Origin of the sequence: Mesorhizobium amorphae, assembly GCF_014843845.1 — a bacterium.
Classification (GTDB): domain Bacteria; phylum Pseudomonadota; class Alphaproteobacteria; order Rhizobiales; family Rhizobiaceae; genus Mesorhizobium; species Mesorhizobium amorphae_A.
The window spans coordinates 59622-81169 of record NZ_JHQS01000057.1 but is presented as its reverse complement, the minus strand read 5'-3'; the positions used below and the strand labels follow the sequence as shown (position 1 = coordinate 81169).

Genomic DNA, 21548 nt, shown 5'->3' with positions numbered 1-21548 from the left:
TCAGGTCCGCGCGGCGGTTGCCGATGGTCGATTGAAGCAAGCCAAGTTTGCCCTTGCGGCTTGACCCACAGCTTTTTCCCGCTCCCAACACTTGGGCGGGGCGGGGGCCCCAGGATGGACCTAGTCATGATCTGGGTTTCGACACTCGGCGTGCCGCTTCTCATGCAGAAACCCTCATTCGGACAATGAGGCCTCACCATGATTTTCCTGCCACACGACCGCACCTCGCAACGCGAAGCCGCCCAGCTGACTCGCAACCGAATCGTGCCCAACAGCTACGACCTCGTCGCGCTGGCGATCATGGTGGCGCTGATCGTACTCTTGGCGCATGGCGCCACCGCCATGCGGGCGCCGGCCGAAATGCTCTCGACCAAACCGGTGACGCTCAAAATACTTGGCATGCCCTTCGCTTGGGTGTGGCAGCACCTGATGCTGTTGCGTCTGAGCAGCCGACGCTCACCGCGCGCCGCGGGCGGCAGGCAGATGTCGCAGCTGATCGACCGTCTAAGGCACCGTCATAGAGTAATCCCTCGGCAGCAAATAATTCCCGGTTGGCGAAGCCAGCGGGACGAAAATCGAGCCCCGGTGATCGAGGCGGTAGAAGGGGACTTTTGATGTCGCTAGCCACGGGCAGGCCAACGCAAATCCTGTCGGTTCAATATGTTCGCGGCATAGCTGCCATTGGGGTTGCCGCCTTCCATGGATCACTGCTGACGAATGTCAGCTTCTCGGTCGGGAACGCCGGGGTGGACGCCTTCTTTGTGATAAGTGGCTTCGTCATGTGGCTGATCACGTCTGGTCGCAATGTGACAATGGCAGCCTTTTTTGGTCAGCGGATCAAGCGGGTGGTGCCAATCTATTGGGTCGTAACTCTTTTTCTCGCACTAGCCGCCACTCTGAAGCCAAACCTGTTTCCTCGCGAAAACCCAACGGTGCCGCACGTTGTGGAGTCACTACTTTTTATTCCTCACGTCGCTCCGAACGGTTCCATTTGGCCTCTTCTTATCCAGGGCTGGACATTAAATTACGAAATGTTTTTCTATCTTCTGTTTGGGTTGCTGCTTATAACATCGGCGTCTACGAGGTTAGCAAGCCTCACTTTCGTCATACTGATTCTGACCTGTATCGGCCGCCTTTTTCCATTTGTTAATCGGATAGCACTTACAGATACGTCGCCATTGCTGCTTGAATTCTTGGCAGGCGTTTGGCTCGCGCAGGCGTGGATCAGAGACCGGCTTCCTCCGGTCTGGCTTGCGTGGTCTATGCTTTCGAGTGGCGTCTTGGTTTTGGTGGCGTCAAATTGGCTGCCAAATGTCGAGGGCTTCAGAGTTCTGATTTGGGGCATTCCCGCACTTCTCATCCTCACTGGTCTAGTTTCCCTGGAAAAATCGCAGGCCATCAAACCGCGCCTTCGAGTGCTTAAATTGCTAGGGGATGCATCCTATTCAATTTACCTGACCCACTCTTTGGCCATTCTCGCGATCACGATTATGCTCGCGCGGATTGGCGTGAATATCGAGGGGCAGGCCTACCTCTTAGCTCCAATTTTGGTTGGTGCGGTAGCGATAGGTGTCGTGTCCTATTGGCTAGTGGAAAAGCCGCTAGCTGGCTTGCTCAGACCAGTCAGATTTCCCCAAAATATCCGAACGCAAGATCCTTAGGCCGAAAGGAAAGCTATGGAGAAGACTATCCGGCCGCGGGCGCTTCTGCTCGCCTTCATCTCCGGCACCATTTACGGCACCAACCAGGCCGAATGCCAAAGCCTACGATCCGCGCGGTGCCAAAGGATTTGGCGTCCTCTTCCGATAACGGTGCCCATCAAAGCAAAGTGCACGTGGGGTCTATCAATGTGAATAGGACAGGCACGAGGCATGAAATATTCTCGTCTCGATCCACCCCCCGGATCACGAGAGGGCATGAAACTTTTCATGTCGTCCCCAAGCCCCGCCGGCTTCGACCGGCGGGGCGCGGAACTATCAAGCCCCCTGATGGCAGGGTCCGGCATCAGGATCCATGTAACGGCTGGAAAAGACATGAGACGGTCTGGTCTGTTACCGGAAAGCGTTCGCGCTTCAGCGCGCGAGTCTGAGTGATCGATATGGCTGGCATGTGCACTCAGGGCGTGGACACCGGCTTCGTCGGATTGGGATATGCCAAGGTCGCGTTCCTCGGCGTGGTGCAAGGCATCACTGAACTGCTGCCCATCTCTTCGACCGCTCATATGCGCATCGTACCGGCCCTGTTCGGCTGGCAGGATCCCGGCTCTGCCTTCTCGGCCGCCATGCAGTTGGCGGCGCTCGCCGCGGTGGTCAGCTATTTCTGGAGCGACGTCCGCGACATGGTCGCGGGTTCGCTTTCAGCACTTTCGCGGCGCGATTTTGCCGACCGGCACTTCCGCCTGGCATTTTGGATCGTACTGGCGACCGTCCCGATCGTCATTGCCGGCGTGGCGCTGTCGGGCCTGCTCAACGCCTGCAATTCGCCGCTGCGCAGCCTGGCTGTGATCGGCTGGGCCTGCCTTGGCCTGGCGATCCTGCTGGCGCTCGCCGAAATCTATGCGCGCCATAGGCGCACGATTGGCGAGGCATCGCTGGTCGACGCGATGCTCGTCGGCATCGCCCAGGTCGGCGCGCTCATTCCCGGCGTGTCGCGCTCGGGCTCGACCTTGACCGCGGCGCTGGCGCTCGGCTTCAAGCGGGAGGAGGCGGCGCGCTTCTCGTTCCTGCTCGGACTGCCGGCCATCGCGCTAGCTGGCCTTAGGGAATTGTGGGAATTGCACAAGGTCCACCTCGATGCCCATGGCTGGTCGGTTCTCGCCGTTGGACTCGTCGTTGCCTCCGTTTCCGCCTTTTTTGCCATCTGGGGCCTGATGCGCATTCTGGAACGTTTCTCCGCGTGGCCGTTCGTTGTCTATCGCGGCTTGCTCGGGGTCGTGCTGCTGTTGTGCGTGACAATGGGATGGCTGGCCTAAAGGCATCGAAAGTGCCGCGACCGGTTCGGCCTGAAAGTCCGCGCTGGGAATCTGTGTTGCGCGGGCACCACGCCGGCAACGCAAACAGCCGAACGCGAGGCGCGTTCATTGACACGCCGTAGAATTCAGCCTTGGCCTTTTGTTAACAAACAGCAGACGGTGGGGCCGCAATGGCATCCTCTATGGGTTGGCGTTGCGCGGCGCGGAGTCTTGGGCTTGCAATAGCTCTGATCGCTTTCGCTTCGGCGCTGAGTTTGGCGAACGCCGCCAGCCTGTCGATGACTGTCGGCGGTCCGACGTCGCAGCCGATCGGCCACTATGATTTCTGCAAGATCCACCCCGCCGAATGTTCGATCCGCTCCCCCAACAACAAACCGGAGCATATGACCGGCAAGCTGTTGCGACAAATCACTGCCGTGGATGTCTCGGTCAACACGCGCATCAAGCCGATGAGCGACATGGACAATTATGGCAAGGAAGAGTGGTGGGCCTATCCGGATGACGGCTTCGGCGATTGCGAGGACTATGCGCTCGAAAAGCGGCGAGAACTCATGACCGACGGCGTTGCAGTAGCCAATCTGCTCATGACCGTCGTTCGCAAGCCGGACGGCGAAGGCCATGCGGTGCTGACCGTGCGAACGGACAAGGGCGACTTCATCCTCGACAATCTTACCGACAAGGTTCGTCTCTGGAGTCAGACTGGCTATCGGTACCTGAAGAGGCAGGCAAGCGACAACACCGGGCACTGGGTCTCCATCCTTGGCGGCGACGAGCCGCTGGTCAGCTCTGTTCAATAATCGCGCGCGAGCCTTCCTCGCTGATCCTCAAGCTTGTCGGCTCAACGACTAAGGCCGAAGTGCATGTCGTCCTGAATCGCCGCTGCCCGTCGCACCCCATTCTCCCGCTGTGCAACGCCACGACCCTCGCGAGGCCGAGCAAGCTCGTGGCACCAAGTTCGGCGAAACTTCCCGCACCCTTGACGTTCAGCCATCGGGGAAAGACCACGACTGGCGCCCGGATGATCGCCGACAGCATGTTTGCGATCTGGAACCGGCGCCGGTTCGTTCCCATCATCCCTTTCACCAATGGCAAGGTGGCGCAGACTGGACCAAAGAAGCGTCCGAGAAAAAATAGCAGCGAAACAATAGCGCCGTAAGAACAGGCGCGGGGGCGATCTCCTGGCGGTAGCGGTGGAGCGACCATTTATGGACGACACCCGCCCAAGCCATACGCCAAATAAGAGACTATGTCGCCGAGCGTCGCGCCGACGATCCGCGGCCAAGAGAACGGGAAATGGATGGATGTCCCCGCTCCTGCCAACCCGCAGAGATCATCAAGACGGTGTGCCGGGAAGCAGGATGCTCATCAGGATCAGCGGTTCACCGAAAGCCAGCAGCCCGATTACGACACTGGCCAACTTTTGGTTTGTGTCTCGATGTGATGTACGCACTGATCGACGAAGGATTCCATGTGGGTGGGCCTCATGGTGCGAAAATACCTGCCAGCAATGCACCTGACGCCATGGGTGCGCGATCATCGGATGGTCCGTTCCTCAGCTCCCGCCGCCGAGCAAGACTCTTAGTTCGTCGAGTTTGTCATTGACTAGCCAGCCATAATAGTTCTCGACCGGCAGCTTGCGGCCCTTTCCGCTTGTCACGGCGGCGCGCAATTCGGCCGCCCGCTGCCTGGGCTGGCCGACATTGTAGAGGGTCGCCGTGATTCCCGGATTGCCGGAGATGTCGAAGCCCTGCTCCTTGTAGGCGTCGATCGCGTCTCGCACGATGGCGGCGATGTAGACGATGCTGCGATCGGGATCCATGACGTCCCGGTATATCGCTTGCGGGTGATCGGGTGTCAGTTTGTCGTAGCCGCTCACCCGGTTGACGAGGTCCGTGACCTGAAGGGCGGTGAGGGGGCTTATCTGTCCGAGGCCGAATGTCTGGCCTGCGAAGAAGGGTTGGAAAAACGCCTGCTGAAACGTCATCGGCTCGTAAACGACGCCATCGATCGTTTTGCCGCGAAAATGCTGGGTCCAGACCAGGTCGCGGCAGCTCCACAACGCTGCGCTGCCCTGCGCTTTCGCGCATGCCGAAAATTCCGGCCGTTCGACGAAAGTCTGTACCGGCACACCCTTGTAGCGAAAGGAAAAGTCGAGACCGGAGTAGGAGAGTGCCTTCACGTAGTAGGTCTGCACCGAATCGACTGCGGTGACATTGTAGGTGTGTTCCCCGACCAGCGCGCCGACAATGTGGACCGGGTCGATGCCGTAGACCGCCGCGACCTCCTTGATGTGCGCCATCAATTTCTTTTCACGCTTCAGCAGAGCGATGATCTTGTCGTATTTTTCCTGGTAGGTCGTGTTGAACGCGCGCGTTCGAACCGCAGATGCATCGGGGATGGCCGGTTGCGTGTCAAAACGGTTTCCGGGAGGAACCATGACGGTCGAGTCAGCATAAGCCGCCTGAACAGGGAGAATGCCGGTCGAGGGGAAACCGGCAAGCAGAAGGATCAGAAAAAGTCTCTGCAAGGCAATCATCAGGCGCCTTTTCGCGGTCAAAGTACATTGTCGCTGGGGAACGATATCGGTGCGCATTGTGTCAACCGCGTCGCCAAAGCGCTGTCAAGGGCGGCTTGATCGTTGACAACGAAAGCCGAACAGCCAGCGATCGGTACCTAAAACGGTACAGGTGCTGTCGGTATTGGGGTTGGTATCGGCGACACTCCGGACACCGTCCCCGGAAACGCTGGACGTGCCTCGCACACCAGGCCTGCCGGGTGTTTGCAGATATGTCGAACAGCCAAGCGGCGAGGCTCAGGAAGCGTGGATTTCGTCCCGGCTTGACCGCGCCGGCATCAAGCTGCTGCGCCGCAGTTTGTCGAATGGCGCACGCTCCAAGCATCGACCGTCGGGGTGGCCCTGCCCAAGCGCCGGATCATCACCTTGCTATCACTTTTCATTGAGGTCATCCGTTCTGCCCCCTGGGCTGGAACGAGACGAAATCGCGCCGCAAAGCGGCCTTTTTGCAAAGTTCTAGTTCGGGCTCCTTCAGCGGGAGAATTCCTCTCCGGCTGGTTCTCACCTGATGGTTGATCGTAATGCGGACCGTCTCGAAATACCTCGCCTTCTTCTTCGTTCTCGCCGTCTTCGCGATGGGCTCCACTGCCGGGGCGCTCGCGCAAGGCGAAAAGCGCCTCGCCTTCGTGATCGGCAATGCCGGCTATTCGTCGGGCGCGCTCGCGACGCCAGCCAATGATGCCGGCCTGATCGCACAGACATTGCAGGCGGCGGGGTTCGATGTGGTCGGCGCGCGCGACGTTGATCAGGAGTCGCTGCGCGGCGCATACCGTGATTTCCTCGGCAAGGTCTCGGCCGCCGGTCCCGACGCGGTCGTCTTCGTCTACCTCGCCGGCCAAGGCGTGCAGTTCGAGGGCGAGAACTATTTCGTGCCGGTCGATGCCCAAATCGCCAATGCCGCCGACGTTCCGATCGCGGCGGTGCGGGTTTCCGACCTCACCAAGCCGCTGGCTGCGCTGCCGACGAAGGTCAACATCGTCGTGCTCGATGCGGCACGGCCGAACTCCTTCGCGCAGTCGAACCAGCCACTCGCCGGCGGCCTCGCGCTGGTCGATCCCGACCCGAACATGCTTATCGCCTTCAACGCCGCGCCGGGCACGGTCGCGCCCGAGGGCAAGGGCCCATACGGTGCCTATGCGCAGGCGCTCGCCGAGATGATCCGCGACGGTGGCTTGCAGCTGGGCGACGTGTTCGACCGGACGCGGCTGCGCGTCAACGACGTCACACAAGGCGCGGAATTGCCCTGGGACGCTTCCAAGATCGCCGCACCCTTCGTCTTCTTCGATCGTGGCCCGGATGCTCCGACGCCGCAGGTTTCAGCGGCGGTGGTCCGGACGATGCGGACCAAGGAGATCCGCGACTTCGACGCGCGCGACGCTTATGTCGCGGCCCTCGACCGCGATACGCTGCGCGGCTACGAGGACTTCCTCGTCGCCTATCCTCACGACCCGATGGCCAAGCGTGTTCGCGCCATCATCGCGGCGCGGCGCGAGGCGATCACCTGGCGCCAGACCTGGCTGCGCGATACGCCCGAAGCCTACTGGTCCTATCTCGAGCGCTACCCGCACGGCCCCCATGTTTGGGATGCGCGTCGCCGGCTTGAGCATTTCGATGCCGCCCTGGAGCCGCCGCAGGGTTTCACCGTCTATGTCTATGACGTGCCGCCCCCGCCGCCGGAAGAAATTATCTATGTCGACCGGCCCGTGCTCTATTTCGATGACCCCGAGTTCGATTTCGAGCCACCGCCCCCGCCGCCGGTGATCTTCCTGCCGCCACCGCCGCCGGAGTTCATCGTGCTGCCGCCACCACCGCCGCCGGTCGGAATCTTCCTTCTGCCGACGCCGGTCTTCGTGCCCGTGCCGGTGTGGGTCAACCCGCCGCATGACATTGTGCCGCCGCCGAACAATGTCATCTTCAACAACATCCACAACACTACGATCATCAACAACGCAACGATCAACGAGACCAACAATCAGGGCGGCCTCACCACCAGCCAGAAGCTGACCGGTGCCGCGGTGGGCCTCGGTGCGGCCGCGCTTGCGACCAAGGTCGCGCTGCCGCCCTTCCTGCAGAAGAAGGAAACGACGCTGGCCAAGCAGAACCCGGGCGGCGTGCCGACGAAGCTCGGCCAAGGTTCGACACTAGGCCGGCAGCCCGGCAGTGCGACGCCGCTGTCGAAGACGCTGCCGGCCGACAAGCTCTCGGCCGGTCATGCCTTGCCCGGAGCCGACGGCAAGACGCTGCCGCTCGTCATTGGCAAGCCACCGGTGCTCAACGGTCAGAACCTGCCCAACGACAGGTCCAGGAAGCTATTGCGCAAGCGAGGTGTGGCAGGTGGGAACGCTGCGGCGGCCGGCAATGCCGCCGCCGTGGAGATTGGCGGGCAGGGTGCTGCCACGACGAACGGGCCGGTCAATGGACTGGTCAAGGGACCCAAGTTCCGGAAGCTGCTAACCACAAATGGTGCGCCGGCCAGCAGTGGGCAGAACGCCCAGCAGAAGTTCAAGACCAACAATCCATCTGCGCTCGATAGCCAGATACCGCCTAATGGCAAGCCGAAGAAGCTGGCCCGCAAGCTGGATGCTTTGGGTAGAGGCGCAGCCTCGACGAACGGGCCGGCCAATGGACAAGGTAAAGGACCCGAGTTCCGCAAGCTCCCAGCCAATGATGGGTCGGCCGGCGGTGGGGCGGGCGTCCCGCAGAAATTCAACCCGGATGGTAATCCGCAGCGCCAGCTCAAGCTGAAGGACAACGGGAAGGTGCAAGTTGCGTCCAAGCCACAGAATCAGGAGTTTCACGCACAGCCCAAGCCTCAGATGCAGGCGCGGCGGCAGCCGTCGGCACTGCCAAAGGTGCAGCCGCCTCAAGGTGGTGAGCGCAAGAAGCCGGCTTGTGGCCATCCGGACGAGCCCGTCTGTAGCAAGTAGGTACGCGAAAAAGCAGCTGAGCCGCCGCGCCGATGGTTAGGATTAAGCCGAGGATCGCCCCTATGCACGGTGTCCAGCCGAAGGGGAAGGCAAGGCCCAGAGCGTAAGCTGAAATCGCGCGTCCGCTTGGAGCAGCTGCGTGAAACCTTGCCGCGTGCGCATCATCAAGTTCGGACGGATGAGCCCATGACGATAACGGCAGAACGAGCGTTTATTGCGACGCGAACGAAAAGCGTGCCTTGCTGCAGGGTGGGCAGCTTGGTCACGTGACGGCCGAGTGGCCAATATGCCAAGCTCCTCGCCTTGCTTCGGCCCATTTGCGCGCAATCATGGCGGCTTCGCCAGGCCCGAACGCAGGTGGCTGCCGACGAGGGGTCCAAAATCGCAGAAGTGTCGATAGGGAGATAATCCCGTGAACATGCTGATCGCCATCGCCTTGACATTTGCCGCGGTCATCGGGTCGTCTTCCCTGCACTATGAAGTAATCCGACGTCTCGACAGATTGGCGCGCAGGTCGGTTAGGGCTTACCCCGCGCTGCTTTTCGTCATCTGCGGCCTGGTTGGGCTTCATCTTCTGGAGATCGGTATCTATGCCGCCATATTTCACCTCGCGGACCAGACCCTTTCCTTAGGTGATTTCGTCGGAAAGGCCCTTCCTTCGAACATGGACTATTTTTACTATGCAGCCGAGGCTTACGCCTCTCTCGGCTACAACAACGTCATACCCATCGGCGAAATGCGGCTCATCACCTCCATCACACCACTGAACGGCCTGCTGCTTCTGACTTGGTCAGGTTCGTTTCTTTTTTCGCTTGTGGAGGATTGGCGCGGGAAGGAGAAATAGCTCCCGAAAGCCCTATTTTAAATCGGATTGTGGATGAACTCCTTAGTCGTATCCATCGACATGGCGGCACGTTTAAACACAGGTCGCGAGCTGGCGCAAAGTTCACAGCCTCAAGCTTGAACTCGCGGCTGAACTTTCTTCCCTTCATGGGTAAACTCCGGTTCCATCTTCACCACCTTAACTCGGTGTCCATGGAACCAGCAGCAGGCCAATTGCCCCTTAAATCCCGTTGGCTCCAAGGCTCGCTCCGGTTCGCCGGAGCAAGCCTTTTGTGTTTCAGCCCTGGCTTTAAAGCGTTCTCGATGCCTCATGCCGCCCCATGGGGCGAGGATGAAGACCCACGAAGATGCCGTGCGTTGTGCGCCAGCCTGGCAAGGCTAAGGCTAGTGCGGTGCTTGATCCCGTCGGGCAAGCACCGAGCTCACGTCAGGATATTGACCGCGCGCGCCGCGACGAGCGCGATGGTCAGAAGCGAGATCATCGCCTCCGCCATCATCAGCAGTTTGGCGCGCGCTGTCAGCGGCATGGTGTCGGTCGGTGAGAAAGCCGTCGCGTTGGTGAAAGCCAGGAAGAAATAGTCGATGAAGCCGGGCAGCCAGTCTCGAAAGTCGCGATCGTTCAAGGTCATTTGCGGAAAAAGGAAATCGGCCTTGGCGCGTTTGACAAGGCCGCAAGTCGGTGGTCCGCCCCGATCGGTGCTCCAGAACCACAAAGCGAAGGCGATAACGTTGGTGCTCCAAATGTTGAGAGCATCGATGAGGAGCGTCGTCCCGCTGTTGCCGGCATGGCCTGACAGCAGGGCGCGCACCAGCAAGACCAGCGAACCGCAATTCATGACGCTGATGACGCCGGTCATTACCAGGGCCGTTCTGCGGATCACGACGCGAAATTGGCCGATCGCGTGCCACTGATGATCCTCGACAGCCTTCTTGGCCTCGAGCTGGGTCCAGGCCGTCGCCACCGACAAGGGCAGCAGCAACGCGGTTTCCATCGCCGGCGCCAGCCAGCGCGGTCCAAAGGAAAGATCGTTGATGACAAGCAGTTGCAGGCAGATGATGACCAGCACCGCTCCGCGCGCCAGCCAAAAATCGAGCGCACGGTGGTGAATGACGGCATGTTTGTCGCGCATTATAGATCCCTGGCATTCTGCAGCGCATGGCGCCGTCACGGTTTCAGCGCCGACCCCTAAAATCGGAATCGATTTTTACGGCACTGACTTTCGGTCGGAACGGAAGATTCTTTTCAGACGTAGGCGACGCCTGCCGCGATCAGGCCCAGCGCGCCCAGCACCAGCGAACCAAGCCACGGCCAACGCTTGCCATGCATGATGATGGACAGCGTCGCAACCGCGATGGAGATGTGCAGCAGCGTTACGGCGAATGTCAGGACGTGGTGTCGATGCGCCCGGACATCGCTGTCTCGCAGCTTTTCATCGACCTGCTTTTCAAAATCGAGCGCCTTGGCCTGTATGTCCGCGCTGTCGGCGTCATTGCGCTTGGCATCAGCCTGAAATTGCTCGGCAGCCGGCCCGACTGCGGCCGCCGCAATTTGATACATGTTCTTCTTGATGCTCTTTGCCTGGAAAAAGCTCCACTGGTCGCTTGCCTTGTCCTGCAAATAGGCGGCTTCGCTCTTGTCGTTGATCGTCTCCGCGGTTTCCAGCGATTCGAAACTGCCGACCGTTGCCGCCAGAACAGCGAGAACCGCTATGGTAACCGACACGGTGGTCAGAAACCGATTGCCCTCGCGCGCGGCGTGTTCGGCATGCTCGGCATTTTCGAGATGCTCCTGGGTGGCGTCTTCCATTGCCATTTTTGCCTGACTGTGAGGAGAGGGACTGGTGTCGCGCCGCAATCTCGACTGTAATATTGGCTTTGCAATGGCTATGTTGTTTTACATTTCCGTAAGGTTTGAACGGCGCTCGCCGGGTGGCCTGTGCGTCGGCATAACTGGTTTTGGCCGGCAGGCGAGGGGGTATCAGGCTACCGGGGCGGACCCTTGGCGGCAGCGTCCCGGATGGCGGCGGCCGGTCCGACGCTTCCCGTCCCCACTGGCTGCGGCCTTCAGTCTACGCGCCTCTGCTTAGCCTTCTCCTTCGTGGCCAGCACCGTGCGCCAGTGCGGCTTCACGAACACGCTCACAAGGGTTGTCATTGGGTTTGTCATCGACCGTTTCTTTGCAGATTAAGCATCGCTGTTCCTGGGGCCCCGGGGCTTCTTTGGCTCATCTCGGTCTCACGCTATTCTACCGGCGGAAGGGATGGAAGGTTCAATTGGTGGCTCACTTGGATCGGCTCTCGGTGCTTCACTAGGACTTTCGGCTCTTGGTGGGTTAAGCGGTTCCTTGCTCATTGTCGCCAATTTTCTACTTCCTGGTGTTGGCGCCTTTCTAGGAGCATTGCTCGGTACTGTGCTGGGCGATCTATTCGTCGACGATCCAAAACCTCTTGGGGTGATCAGTATCGCGGTTGTTGCTGGTCTTCAAATGAGTTTGCGTTCACCCAGCTTTACAGAGACGTTTTCCTGCGGGCATTCTCCCGAAATGGGGACATGCGGTTGAGGCTTCAGCAAAGGAGTTTTCGGCCACGATAGGCGGATCGGCGGTTGAGTTTCAAGCTGGTGTGCAACTGCAGATCTCGGCGGATGGAGGTGCAACTACCTATGCAGTCAATGGGGCGTCGAGCACGTCCCAGGAGGCAATGCTGGATGATGCTGTGGTCCGCTTCGCGCAGCGCGTGCAAATCGTCGGCGGGGATTTGCTCATGAATCGAGCCGAGCAAAAATCCACGGCCGTGGATGCGGCTCTGCTTGCCGGTGACATGGCTGTCGCTCAGGAGTTCGGGAAATACCTGAATGGCCGTGCGTATATAAATCTTCTGATTGCAAGTACCCCCGATTCGGCATTTGCAGCAGGGTGGGTCATTACGCTTTTGCGGGCTCAAGAATTGGGCCTTTCCGGCCCGACTACGGGCGACTTCAATGGTGGGTTAACGGGTTTCTGGATTCTGTTCGACACGTCGGAATATCCGTGGCGCCAAGCGATGTCACCGTTTCGAAAGGTACCGATTCCACCGTCATAGTTGATACCCGAATCGATGAAGGAGTTGAACTTCCAAGTGTATTGGATGTCTTTGCAAATAGCGTGGAGGATATCGAATCCCCTGAGGCCTCATTTGAAGGTTCCTGGTCTTCAATCGCGCCAACGTACACGGAACGCACTATGTCAGATGTTCTGGGTGGCGCCGAAACGGGGTTTCTGGCGGCTGCCCTGGTGCGCATGACCTATCGGAAAACACCCGGCTTGACCGTTTGATCACCGGAATACTTTAGGAACGCATGCCGGCAGGGAAACTGACGACGACCCCCAACCCGGGGTCGCGGTCTTCAAGCGCGATGGAAGCCCCGTGCAGATCGGCTATGGCACGGACAAGGCTAAGCCCAAGGCCGCTGCCGGGCGTCGAGCGGCTGCTGTCGAGCCGATAGAGCCGTTGGAACACTTTTTCGCGCTCCTCGGGCGGAATGCCCGGGCCATCGTCACCGACTGTTGCAAGAATGCGATCAGCCTTCCGGGTCACCGACAGTTCAATGGCGGTGCCTCGCGGACAATGCCGCAGGGCATTTTCCACCACGTTGGCGAACATCTGCGTCAGCAATTCCCAATCGCCATGGATCCGGCACTCCTTGCCCTGAAAGATGTTTGCCGAGAGCGACATTCCGTTATCTTCGGCGACGCCCGCATAGATTTCGGCAATGGTTTCGACGACGCCATTGACGTCCAGATCGCTGAACCGCGCCTTGCGTGCCCCGGCCTCGATCTGGGCGATGCGCAGAAGGGCATCGAACGTCTCGTTGATCTGAAGTCCCTCGGCCCGCGCTTCCGCTAGTTCATCGGAAACCTCCTGGCCTGATGCGGTCTTGTCGGCGGCGCCCTCCAGAATCATCTGCAGGCGGTTCAGCGGCGTCTTCAAATCATGGGCGATGTTGGCGCTGACCTGTTTCATGCCTTCGACAAGCGCCGACAGCCGGTCGAGCGCGGCATTCACCTGGGCAGAGACCTCGTCGATATCGTCCCCGTTGCCAACGAGGGGAATGCGGGCGTCAAGCCGCCCATGGGAGACGTCGACCATCGTCGCCGCGATCCCGTCGAGGCGACGCTGGACGCGTGAGGCAAGCAAAGCGCCGCCGGTTACCGCCAAGCCAGAAATAATGAGAGTTGCCCAGCCGAAGCTCATCAGGATGATGGTTTCCAGTCCCTCGGTTTCGGACAGGCTGAACGCAACCGTCAGATTGTTTCCTCCAACAGAGCCGGAGTAGGCTCGGTACATAGTATCGGCAGGTACACCCGGCAGTGCGGCATCGAACATCGAAAAGCCGTCGGGAAGGCCTGCCGCAGTAAAGTTTCCGGCCAGATGATTGCCGCCCGGACCGGTCAGCGAGAACAGCTCCTCCTTTTTAGTGCTGAGACTGGAATGGCTGTCGACCGCAGCAACCAGATCCTCCAGATCACGTTCGGCGTAGGTCGCCGCCACCACCGAAAAAGTTTCCTTGACGGATTCATCGAGCCGCTCGGCAAGGTCGGCGCTCATCAGTTGATAGACAATAGCGCCCGACAGGATGAAGGCGAGCACGAACAAGAATGCGAAGGTCAAAGCGAGCCGGAAAGGCGTGCTGCGAAGCAGGCTAAAGCGGCGCATGCAGACTGTAGCCGGTGTTACGGACGGTGTGGATGAGCTGGGTTTCAAACGGCTTGTCGATCTTGGCCCTTAGCCGGCTGATATGGGTTTCGACCACACTGGTCTTGGGATCGAAATGGAAGTCCCAGACGCGTTCCAGCAACATGGTCCGGGTGATGACCCGCCCTTCGCCGCGCATCAGCACTTCGAGCAGGCTGAATTCCCGCGGCTGCAGGTCGATCACATGACCTTGCCTGGTGACGCGGCGCGTGATCAGATCCATTTCGAGATCGGCGACCCGCAAAGCGGTCTTCTGCTCCTGCGCAGCCGGCCTGCGGCCAAGGGCGTTGATGCGGGCGAGCAGCTCGGAAAAGGCGAATGGCTTGACGAGATAGTCGTCGCCGCCGGCTTCAAGGCCTTCGACCCGGTCGTCTACGCCGCCGACCGAGGTCAAGAAGATCGCCGGCGTCCGCACCCCCGCCGCACGGGCCGCCTTGATCATCGACAGGCCGTCCAGGCCGGGGATCATCCGATCCGCAATGATCACGTCATAGGCGTCGCGTGTCGCCGCAAAGAGAGCGTCGTGCCCATTGCGCAGCAGGTCGCAAACATGTCCGGCTTCGGTCAATCCCTTGACGACATAGTCGGCTGTCCTGGGGTCATCCTCAACAAGCAGAAGTCGCATCGTCGTTCCGGTCTGTTGCCGACATTTCGTTAAGGTGGCACGCTATCACCGGCAGCGACCCGATCCTAGAACATCGGCCAGTGCCTGGCCGCTCGTTGTCGTTGGACATGCCCACAATGTCATCCGGCTGGATCTCGCGCGGGAACAAGCATCCTGCGAAGCACGATGTCTTTCAAAACAAAATGATGGAAAAGTGCCGCGCCGGCATGAATGCAGATCAGGACGATGAATACCGGCTTTGCCAGAGCATGGATGTCTCCCATCCAGCCCCAGACGTAAAAGGCCAAAAGCCCGGAAAGAGGGGCACCGACGAGAAGGCAATAGAACAGCGCATGCGTTGCCCTGGAAGTGAAAACCATCCATTTCGACATTGTCGGTTGCGCCCTGGGCGCGCCGACGAAGAGGCGGACGGCCAAGCGCACGAACACCAGCAACAGGATCGACAAGCCGACCCAGTAATGGGCGGACCCCATGGTCTGGTCGTAGGACGAAAGTTGGCGTCCGTCCGCTGCCGCATCGACGTAGGTTGTCATGCTTTCCCCGAACAAGAGCTGAAACAGGACAAGTACTGCGATCGTCCAATGCAGACCAATCTGAAGACCACTATAGCCGGATTTCTCGGAGCTCATTTTTCTGTCCATGGGGATGGCTGGCGATAGCTGCTGATCGCGACGCTAGGCCAAGGGATGATCGGGGTGTCGGCAGATTCGCTATGCGACCTTGTCCGCCTGTTCCTTATCGCGCTGTGCAGCCGCTTCATTCTCATTCCGATTGAAGCAGGATTTCGTCGGTCTCGTCGACGTCCTTCTTCAGCGTCATATAGAGGACAAGGGCGGCAATGCAGGCGAGAAAGATGATGCTGGTCAAAGTGGTGCCAAAGCCCAGGCCGCCATATTCGACCGGTTGCGAAAGGAGGTCGCCGAACGAGGCGCCAAGCGGCCGGGTCAGGATATAGGCGAGCCAGAAGGCAAGAATGCCGTTCAGCTTGAAGACATAATATGCAAAGGCGATGAGCGCGATCACGCCGCCAAACAACAGGCCGGTGGTAAGGTAGCCCATGTCGAACTTTTCGGCGACCAGATCGCCTGCCGCGGTGCCCAGCGAGAAGGTGAACAGGATCGCCAGCCAGTAGAAGATCTCACGCCTGGTGGTGAAGATCGTGTGGATCGACAGGGTTCTTTCGCTGGCGTACCAGACCGCGAATGTCGCGGCGAGCGCGATGCTGAATGCAATCGTCGTCGTTTCAAGCCGCACGCCGAAATTGTCGACGAGATTGTCGGTGATCAGCGTGCCGACGACGCTGATGAGCACGACCGCCAGCCAGTAGGCCCATGGCACATAGCGTTTGTGCGCGAACTGAAGGATGAGGGCGACCACCAGGATGCCAGTCATGATCAGCGACGTGACCGTCAGGCCGAGGCCGAGATTGACGGCGAGATAGTCGGCCGCGGTTTCGCCCATGGTCACCGCCATCAGCTTGATCAGCCAGAAATCGACGGTGACATTTGGAACCCTGTTAAGGCCTGGCGGAACCCGGTTGCGAGCAGGCGCGGCAGGTTGGGCGACTGGCGAGAGCATGGCGGTATCCTGTCGTTGATGGATTACTTGCCCGTGACCTTGATGGCCTGGGCGAAGAAGTCGTCGGCGCGCTTGTCGTCGTCGGCGTTGCAGCGCTCGATGCCCTTGGTCTCCAGCGCGGAAACCTTTGCCTTGTCTGCATCGCTGAGTTTCGCCGCAGCCTCCGCGGCTCGCAGGGTTTTCAGCGTATCTTCACAAGGCGCTGCGGTGGCTGCGGACGCAGATGAAACCGGACTGGCGATGACAGCCGCACCGAGAGCGAGGGCGAGAACCAGTTTGTTCATGTGATGTTTTCCCTGTTTGGCGCCGGTCTTCCAGCATCTTCGATCAAGCTCCGGCCATGTTGACCGGCAGCAAGGAACATAGGGATGCGAGTTCACCGGCATCTGTCCGGTGGATTACAATTTCGTAAAGATGGCCGCGAAAGCGGAAAAAACCCGACGCACGCCTTGCCATCAACTGGCCATGAATTGGCAGAAAGGGTAGTGGCCGGTGTCGGGCAGCAACGTGCTTGCCCGATTCCACAGGCTTGCCGGAGTGACGGAAGACGCCAATGACCTATGTTTCTCTCGACCCGGCACCAAAGGCGTTCGACCAACGCAAACGGCTGATCGTCGTTCGGATCGCGGCCGTCGTGGCCATAGCCCTGCTGCTGTTTGGAAAGCCGGGCCTGACCGAGGGGTCAGAGCACGAACACATCGAACTGCTCGGCTTCATCCTCATCCTCATCTGCGTCGGTGGCCGGCTCTGGAGCATTCTCTACGTCGGCGGCAAAAAGAACGACGAGTTGATTTCCATGGGGCCATACTCGATGACCCGGAACCCGCTCTATTTCTTTTCCACGCTCGGCGCGGTGGGCGCCGGGCTGATGTACGGATCCTTGCTGGCGGCCGTGGCGCTGGGCCTGGCCAGCTTCGTCGTCTTCCGGGTGACGGCGCGCAAGGAGGCCGAGTATCTCCTGGGCAAATTCGGCCCCGCCTATCGTGCCTATGCACAGCGGACGCCGCGGTTCTGGCCGAACCCGCTGCTGTTTCGGGACCAGGCCGAATGGCGGTTCTCAACGCACGCGTTGAAGCGAACGTTCTATGACGGGCTCTATTTCCTCGCCGTCTTCCCGGCGATCGAAGTGATCGAGTATTTCAGGGCCAGCGGCATTCTGCCGACATTGTTCACCCTCTATTGATTGCCGCGCGCCGCGCGGCGAACGCTGTGGATCAGGATGGCGAGGCAGCCCACGAGAAGCAGGACGCCGCCAAGCAATGGCGGCACAGCCAGAAACTTTACCGCCGCTGTCACCGCCGCAATCAGGATCAGCGCGAGCAGCGCCAGATTGCCGTCGTCGATGAACATGCCGACGAATTCCTTGATGGCCAGACGGACAATGTTCATCGGGCGAGCCCTCCAGTGAGTGTATAGGTGCTGCGCAGCCAGCGCACGATGGCAAAGGACGCAAGCGAGACGACAGCAAAGATGGCCAGCAGAGCCAGATCGGCGCCCGGCCAGTCGGCACCGATGCCTTCGCCGGTCCAGAAAATGCCGAAGCTGGTCAGCATCAGACCGACCACGAATTTGAGCGCATTTTCCGGCACGCGCGCCAGCGGCTGGTGCACCGCCAGACCGATCAGCATCACCAGGATGAACGCCGCCAGGGCGCCCAGGCTGGCGTAAAGCGTCTGCCCATGCGCGGCACCCACCGCAATGACGATGAACACCACCTCGACCCCTTCGAGCAGCACCGCCTTGAACGCCACCACTCCCGCTAGATAGTCGGCCCGGCGGTCAGTGGCCTGCTGGTGCAGGGCGGCGGTTTCCCTGGAAAAGGCCGCCTCCTCGTCATGCAGCGCGATGACGCCGACGGCGCGCAGAATGGCTTTTCGCAGCCAGCGCATGCCGAACAGGATCAACAGGACTCCGACCACGAATTGCAAAATGGTGATGGGAACCAGCCCTAGCAGCGGTCCGAATGCCAGCACCAGTGCGGCGAGCAGCGCCAGCGCCAGCGCCGCGCCGGTCAGCGCCGGCCGCCAGCTGCGCGTCACCCCCACCGCGAGCACGATGGTGAAGGCTTCGACGACCTCGACGAAGGAAGTGAGAAAGGCGGCCGTGATGGTTGAAAGGATGGGTGTCAGACTGTGCATGAAGGCATCCTGTAATTTTCAAACACTAGCGGCTAAGCGGTCACCACCGCATAGCGCTCCGGCGGGAGGGAAAAAGCAAGCGAAGCGCCGACGAGCGGAGCCTCCGGCCAATCGAGCCGCACGCGCAGTGGCCCCAACTCGATCGCCAGCCACCCCTCGACGCCATTCCGGACCTCTCGGACGTTCAGGTCATCGTCTACACCGAGTATCCCGGCCAGGCGCCGCGAATGCCAAATGGTTGCAGTGGTCGGTCGACCGTTGCAATGATTTCCTTGGCCAGTGCTTCCCTCGGGACCGCCGCGTCATCGGCTTCCGTGACGCGCGTTGGCTTGGCATCTCCGCTCATGGAACACTTTGCACCAAAAGCGGCAGCCGCATAAGATCATCAGCGTGGGCAGTCAGCGCCCAGTGTGCTTGATCGAACCGACATCTCCCACTATTCGAAGTAGATCGAGCTGTCGAAGGAATTCGATTGTGGTAGAATTGGGTTCCCTTCAGGGTGAGGCATGGAAAGAGCGCTTGGCGGCCTCATTGCATTGATACTCTGTATGGTGATGGCTGTTGGCGCAATGCTCGCTACGTCGACCGCACTACTTTACCATGAGCAAAAGGACCCGTATGACTTATTCGAGTGTCACTATTTCACGGGCACTGGCTTGGATTTGAGTTTTCGAAGGCCCACTGTGAGCGGTTTGTAGTCCTCGCAAACTATGTCGTTGTTACCCAAAGATAGGGGAGTAACTTCCTGGTCAAATCGCTCCCCGTGCCGTAGCGCCGTTCAAGCGCGTTGGCTATTCGCTCGCATAGAAGCTCACCCATATTGATCCCGAGGTGGAGACGGAGGCGCCTCCATCTGCATCCAGCACCGTGACAGCGACCCCATGGTCACTGTAGTCGGCGAGCTCAAGGACATTGTTGACTACGAAGTCAGGGGTCTCATCCGTCCCGTGTTGCGTATCCCTCACACTTCTCTCCCGCTCAGCGTGGGTATGCGCATGAAAACGCTCAGTCAGTTTTCATCCGCCCGATGCTCTGCTAGCTTTCCTTGGCGTCACGGGGTTGGCGACCCGAGGCTGGAGGCCCACACCCAAACGCTGTTGGCTCCAATCCGGCGACGCTATTGAATGTCTTCGTCCCGAGGGCCTGCCTGAACGACTTGATGACTACTTCCAAGGCACCCTCGGAATGTCGCAGAGTCAAATGAAGTAGCGCTCTTCCTTCCCGTTTTTCAGTCCAGTATGTGACGGTGTGGCGCTGTCCGCCGCAAGCACAACGGCAAGCCTATTCATAATACACACTGCTGAAGTCAATCGTTCCTCCCGACTGTCACTATTCTACAGATCGTAGCGGATGTCGATGCAGATGCGGTTTCCCGACATGCCTTCCGTCGTTGGGAGCGCCTATGCTGAATTGATTTCTAGCCTTCCAGAACCTGCACCAGAGGCGCGCTTTCGAGCGGCTAACTCGTTTCGCGCATCTGGCGGGCATTGTCTGCCGCCTCGACGCGCGCTATTTGGCGCCCTTAATTATATACTTGACGTACCAGACTGAATTTGCGATAACAAACCCAAGGAGTTACCGCAATGTTCGATCTGACCAACGAAATTTACCACGACGCCGACAAGGCCCGCGAACACTTAGAAGCCATCCATTGGCCGCACGGTCCGTTCTGCCCTCATTGCGGCAATGCCAATCCTGACCGCATTACCAAGCTTGCGGGCAAGTCCACGCGTCCCGGCGTCTACAAGTGCAACGAATGCCGTGCGCCGTTCTCTGTCACGGTCGGCACCGTCTTTGAGCGCTCCAAGATCGGCCTGCACAAGTGGGTGCTGGCTTCGCATCTCTACGCCTCGTCCAAGAAGGGCATGAGCGCGCACCAGCTGCACCGTATGCTTGGCGTCACCTACAAGACCGCTTGGTTCATGGCGCACCGCATTCGCGAGGCCATGAAGGAAGACGTGAAGTCGTCTGGGCCGCTTGGCGGCGAAGGCAAGATTGTCGAGGCCGACGAGACCTATTTCGGGCCGAAGGACACGATCAAGAAGCGCACCATTCGCGGCAAGCCTGCCAATTCGTCCAAGCGTTCCATCGTGGCGCTTGTCGAGCGCGGCGGCTCCGTCCGTTCCTTCCATGTCGAGCGCGCTACGAAGGCGTCTGTCCGTGACGTGCTGGTCCGCAATGCCGACCGCAAATCAACGCTCATGACCGACGAGTCCAACTTCTATCCGATCACCGGACAGGAGTTCGCGGACCATGCCACTGTGAAGCACACTGGCGGCGAATACGTTCGCTACGAAGCCGACCGCATCGTCCACACCAACACGATTGAAAACGTGTTCTCAGTGTTCAAGCGCGGCATGGTCGGCGTCTACCAGCATTGCGGCGAGGCTCACCTTCACCGCTACCTTGCTGAGTTCGATTTCCGCTACAATCGCCGCGCGGCTTTGAAAGTCTCGGATGCAGAACGCGCCGCCGACTTGCTACGCATGGCCCGCGATAAGCGCCTTACCTATCGGCGGATTGGTGAAGCCAGTCACGCCTAAGCAGAAGGCCAGAAAGCTCCTCCGCTTAATGAAACGAAAACAGAACAAAAAACCGTGTGGGTAAACCCCAAACGGGAGACTCTCCGGTTGATTTAGCCTTAAAGTTGAAAACGGCGGTGATTCGCGGTCACCGCCGTTTGATGCAACCAAGCCACAGGACGGCTAGGCACATGACATTCGCCAAACTAAACCTACCGGTGATTACGTCAAGCCGTCCTGTGGCCCCACACAGGAACTTTTTACATGACTTCTTACACGGTGAATTACGACCTTCGAAACGAAGACAATTCGTTCGACTACGAAGTTCTATGGGACGAACTCAAGCGCCTCAACGGGCATAAGACACAATATTCCATGTGGCTCGTTGCCGTAAACAACACGGCCAAAGAGCTTCACGATCACTTGAAATCGTTCGTTGATAGCAACGATCGGATCTTGGTGTCCGAAATTACAAAAAATAACTACTATTCGAACGCTATTGGCGGAACAAATGGTTGGCTGGCGTCGAATCCACCGGGCCGATAGGCTCGGAACAGCCATACCTTATTCCGTCAATGAGAATGCTTACCCCGAGTAGCTTGGCTACTAGGTGTACCAATTTTCTTTTCATTTGAC

General features: G+C 59.4%; 21 protein-coding genes. 11 read left to right on the top strand and 10 right to left on the bottom strand.

Annotated features, from left to right (window positions below):
* Positions 1–198 precede the first annotated feature (198 nt).
* The 4 genes from DH08_RS24360 (at position 199) to DH08_RS24345 (ending at position 3768) form a co-directional block, all read left to right on the top strand.
* Positions 199–615, top strand: coding sequence for a hypothetical protein (locus tag DH08_RS24360; RefSeq protein ID WP_192181707.1), 417 nt, complete (start codon positions 199–201; stop codon positions 613–615).
* Entirely contained in the window at positions 615–1661 is a 1047-nt protein-coding gene (locus tag DH08_RS24355) for an acyltransferase family protein (RefSeq protein WP_192181706.1), read from the top strand. Before DH08_RS24360 ends, DH08_RS24355 begins: the two co-directional genes overlap by 1 nt.
* A 437-nt stretch (positions 1662–2098) precedes the next feature.
* Complete coding sequence (locus DH08_RS24350; protein ID WP_192181713.1) at positions 2099–2971, top strand: undecaprenyl-diphosphate phosphatase; 873 nt, start codon at positions 2099–2101, stop codon at positions 2969–2971.
* A gap of 170 nt (positions 2972–3141) precedes the next feature.
* The gene (locus tag DH08_RS24345) at positions 3142–3768 is read left to right on the top strand and encodes a transglutaminase-like cysteine peptidase (RefSeq protein ID WP_192181705.1); all 627 of its coding nucleotides are present in this window, start codon (positions 3142–3144) and stop codon (positions 3766–3768) included.
* A gap of 755 nt (positions 3769–4523) precedes the next feature.
* Here the strand turns inward: DH08_RS24345 and DH08_RS24340 are convergent.
* On the bottom strand, positions 4524–5507 hold the full coding sequence (locus DH08_RS24340; RefSeq protein WP_192181704.1) for a DUF1402 family protein: 984 nt from the start codon (positions 5505–5507) through the stop codon (positions 4524–4526).
* A gap of 560 nt (positions 5508–6067) precedes the next feature.
* On the opposite strand from DH08_RS24340, the gene DH08_RS24335 reads away from it, so the two are divergent.
* Both DH08_RS24335 and DH08_RS24325 read left to right on the top strand, forming a co-directional pair.
* On the top strand, positions 6068–8473 hold the full coding sequence (locus tag DH08_RS24335) for a caspase family protein (RefSeq protein ID WP_192181703.1): 2406 nt from the start codon (positions 6068–6070) through the stop codon (positions 8471–8473).
* Positions 8474–8891: 418 nt separating this feature from the next.
* Entirely contained in the window at positions 8892–9317 is a 426-nt protein-coding gene (locus DH08_RS24325; RefSeq protein ID WP_246800995.1) for an ion channel, read from the top strand.
* 421 nt (positions 9318–9738) lie between these two features.
* Here the strand turns inward: DH08_RS24325 and DH08_RS24320 are convergent, their stop codons facing one another.
* Together DH08_RS24320 and DH08_RS24315 are read right to left on the bottom strand one after the other, a co-directional pair.
* Complete coding sequence (locus DH08_RS24320) at positions 9739–10446, bottom strand: hypothetical protein (protein ID WP_192181701.1); 708 nt, start codon at positions 10444–10446, stop codon at positions 9739–9741.
* Between the two features lie 113 nt (positions 10447–10559).
* Complete coding sequence (locus tag DH08_RS24315; protein ID WP_246800990.1) at positions 10560–11171, bottom strand: DUF4337 domain-containing protein; 612 nt, start codon at positions 11169–11171, stop codon at positions 10560–10562.
* Between the two features lie 405 nt (positions 11172–11576).
* Here DH08_RS24315 and DH08_RS24310 point away from each other — a divergent pair, with 405 nt between their 5' ends.
* Together DH08_RS24310 and DH08_RS24305 are read left to right on the top strand one after the other, a co-directional pair.
* A complete protein-coding gene (locus DH08_RS24310) occupies positions 11577–11876 on the top strand; it encodes a hypothetical protein (RefSeq protein ID WP_192181700.1) in 300 nt (99 codons plus the stop codon).
* A 139-nt stretch (positions 11877–12015) separates the two neighbouring features.
* Complete coding sequence (locus tag DH08_RS24305) at positions 12016–12396, top strand: hypothetical protein (protein ID WP_192181699.1); 381 nt, start codon at positions 12016–12018, stop codon at positions 12394–12396.
* A gap of 246 nt (positions 12397–12642) precedes the next feature.
* On the opposite strand, the gene DH08_RS24300 is transcribed toward DH08_RS24305, so the two are convergent.
* The 5 genes from DH08_RS24300 to DH08_RS24280 form a co-directional block, all read right to left on the bottom strand.
* Entirely contained in the window at positions 12643–14010 is a 1368-nt protein-coding gene (locus DH08_RS24300) for a sensor histidine kinase (protein ID WP_192181698.1), read from the bottom strand.
* A complete protein-coding gene (locus DH08_RS24295; protein ID WP_192181697.1) occupies positions 13997–14674 on the bottom strand; it encodes a winged helix-turn-helix domain-containing protein in 678 nt (225 codons plus the stop codon). Before DH08_RS24295 ends, DH08_RS24300 begins: the two co-directional genes overlap by 14 nt.
* Before the next feature lie 119 nt (positions 14675–14793).
* A complete protein-coding gene (locus DH08_RS24290; RefSeq protein ID WP_192181696.1) occupies positions 14794–15303 on the bottom strand; it encodes a cytochrome b in 510 nt (169 codons plus the stop codon).
* A gap of 133 nt (positions 15304–15436) precedes the next feature.
* Entirely contained in the window at positions 15437–16252 is an 816-nt protein-coding gene (locus DH08_RS24285; protein WP_192181695.1) for a COG4705 family protein, read from the bottom strand.
* 23 nt (positions 16253–16275) lie between these two features.
* Positions 16276–16536, bottom strand: coding sequence for a hypothetical protein (locus tag DH08_RS24280; protein WP_192181694.1), 261 nt, complete (start codon positions 16534–16536; stop codon positions 16276–16278).
* Between the two features lie 269 nt (positions 16537–16805).
* Between DH08_RS24280 and DH08_RS24275 the strand changes: the two genes are divergently transcribed.
* Positions 16806–17435: a methyltransferase family protein gene (locus DH08_RS24275; RefSeq protein WP_192181693.1), complete on the top strand. Its 630-nt coding sequence runs from the start codon at positions 16806–16808 to the stop codon at positions 17433–17435.
* Here the strand turns inward: DH08_RS24275 and DH08_RS24270 are convergent.
* Both DH08_RS24270 and DH08_RS24265 read right to left on the bottom strand, forming a co-directional pair.
* Positions 17429–17641: a hypothetical protein gene (locus DH08_RS24270; RefSeq protein ID WP_192181692.1), complete on the bottom strand. Its 213-nt coding sequence runs from the start codon at positions 17639–17641 to the stop codon at positions 17429–17431. The genes DH08_RS24275 and DH08_RS24270 overlap by 7 nt on opposite strands.
* Positions 17638–18390: a COG4280 domain-containing protein gene (locus DH08_RS24265; RefSeq protein WP_192181691.1), complete on the bottom strand. Its 753-nt coding sequence runs from the start codon at positions 18388–18390 to the stop codon at positions 17638–17640. The genes DH08_RS24270 and DH08_RS24265 overlap by 4 nt, the downstream gene beginning before the upstream one ends.
* A gap of 1583 nt (positions 18391–19973) precedes the next feature.
* On the opposite strand from DH08_RS24265, the gene DH08_RS24260 reads away from it, so the two are divergent.
* On the top strand, positions 19974–20933 hold the full coding sequence (locus tag DH08_RS24260) for an IS1595 family transposase (protein WP_192181690.1): 960 nt from the start codon (positions 19974–19976) through the stop codon (positions 20931–20933).
* A 243-nt stretch (positions 20934–21176) separates the two neighbouring features.
* Positions 21177–21458, top strand: coding sequence for a CRISPR-associated protein Cas2 (locus DH08_RS24255; RefSeq protein ID WP_192181689.1), 282 nt, complete (start codon positions 21177–21179; stop codon positions 21456–21458).
* Positions 21459–21548: the final 90 nt, after the last annotated feature.

Excerpts from the sequence above, each read along its gene's own strand:
- DH08_RS24260 (WP_192181690.1), top strand. The coding sequence starts at position 19,974 with ATGTTCGATCTGACCAACGAAATTTACCACGACGCCGACAAGGCCCGC.
- DH08_RS24305 (WP_192181699.1), top strand. The coding sequence starts at position 12,016 with ATGCTGGATGATGCTGTGGTCCGCTTCGCGCAGCGCGTGCAAATCGTC.
- DH08_RS24255 (WP_192181689.1), top strand. The coding sequence starts at position 21,177 with ATGACTTCTTACACGGTGAATTACGACCTTCGAAACGAAGACAATTCG.
- DH08_RS24350 (WP_192181713.1), top strand. The coding sequence starts at position 2,099 with ATGGCTGGCATGTGCACTCAGGGCGTGGACACCGGCTTCGTCGGATTG.
- DH08_RS24340 (WP_192181704.1), bottom strand. The coding sequence starts at position 5,507 with ATGATTGCCTTGCAGAGACTTTTTCTGATCCTTCTGCTTGCCGGTTTC.
- DH08_RS24345 (WP_192181705.1), top strand. The coding sequence starts at position 3,142 with ATGGCATCCTCTATGGGTTGGCGTTGCGCGGCGCGGAGTCTTGGGCTT.
- DH08_RS24290 (WP_192181696.1), bottom strand. The coding sequence starts at position 15,303 with ATGAGCTCCGAGAAATCCGGCTATAGTGGTCTTCAGATTGGTCTGCAT.
- DH08_RS24295 (WP_192181697.1), bottom strand. The coding sequence starts at position 14,674 with ATGCGACTTCTGCTTGTTGAGGATGACCCCAGGACAGCCGACTATGTC.
- DH08_RS24270 (WP_192181692.1), bottom strand. The coding sequence starts at position 17,641 with ATGAACATTGTCCGTCTGGCCATCAAGGAATTCGTCGGCATGTTCATC.
- DH08_RS24310 (WP_192181700.1), top strand. The coding sequence starts at position 11,577 with ATGGAAGGTTCAATTGGTGGCTCACTTGGATCGGCTCTCGGTGCTTCA.
- DH08_RS24320 (WP_192181701.1), bottom strand. The coding sequence starts at position 10,446 with ATGCGCGACAAACATGCCGTCATTCACCACCGTGCGCTCGATTTTTGG.
- DH08_RS24335 (WP_192181703.1), top strand. The coding sequence starts at position 6,068 with ATGCGGACCGTCTCGAAATACCTCGCCTTCTTCTTCGTTCTCGCCGTC.
- DH08_RS24285 (WP_192181695.1), bottom strand. The coding sequence starts at position 16,252 with ATGCTCTCGCCAGTCGCCCAACCTGCCGCGCCTGCTCGCAACCGGGTT.
- DH08_RS24355 (WP_192181706.1), top strand. The coding sequence starts at position 615 with ATGTCGCTAGCCACGGGCAGGCCAACGCAAATCCTGTCGGTTCAATAT.
- DH08_RS24275 (WP_192181693.1), top strand. The coding sequence starts at position 16,806 with ATGACCTATGTTTCTCTCGACCCGGCACCAAAGGCGTTCGACCAACGC.
- DH08_RS24325 (WP_246800995.1), top strand. The coding sequence starts at position 8,892 with ATGCTGATCGCCATCGCCTTGACATTTGCCGCGGTCATCGGGTCGTCT.
- DH08_RS24280 (WP_192181694.1), bottom strand. The coding sequence starts at position 16,536 with ATGAACAAACTGGTTCTCGCCCTCGCTCTCGGTGCGGCTGTCATCGCC.
- DH08_RS24360 (WP_192181707.1), top strand. The coding sequence starts at position 199 with ATGATTTTCCTGCCACACGACCGCACCTCGCAACGCGAAGCCGCCCAG.
- DH08_RS24265 (WP_192181691.1), bottom strand. The coding sequence starts at position 18,390 with ATGCACAGTCTGACACCCATCCTTTCAACCATCACGGCCGCCTTTCTC.
- DH08_RS24300 (WP_192181698.1), bottom strand. The coding sequence starts at position 14,010 with ATGCGCCGCTTTAGCCTGCTTCGCAGCACGCCTTTCCGGCTCGCTTTG.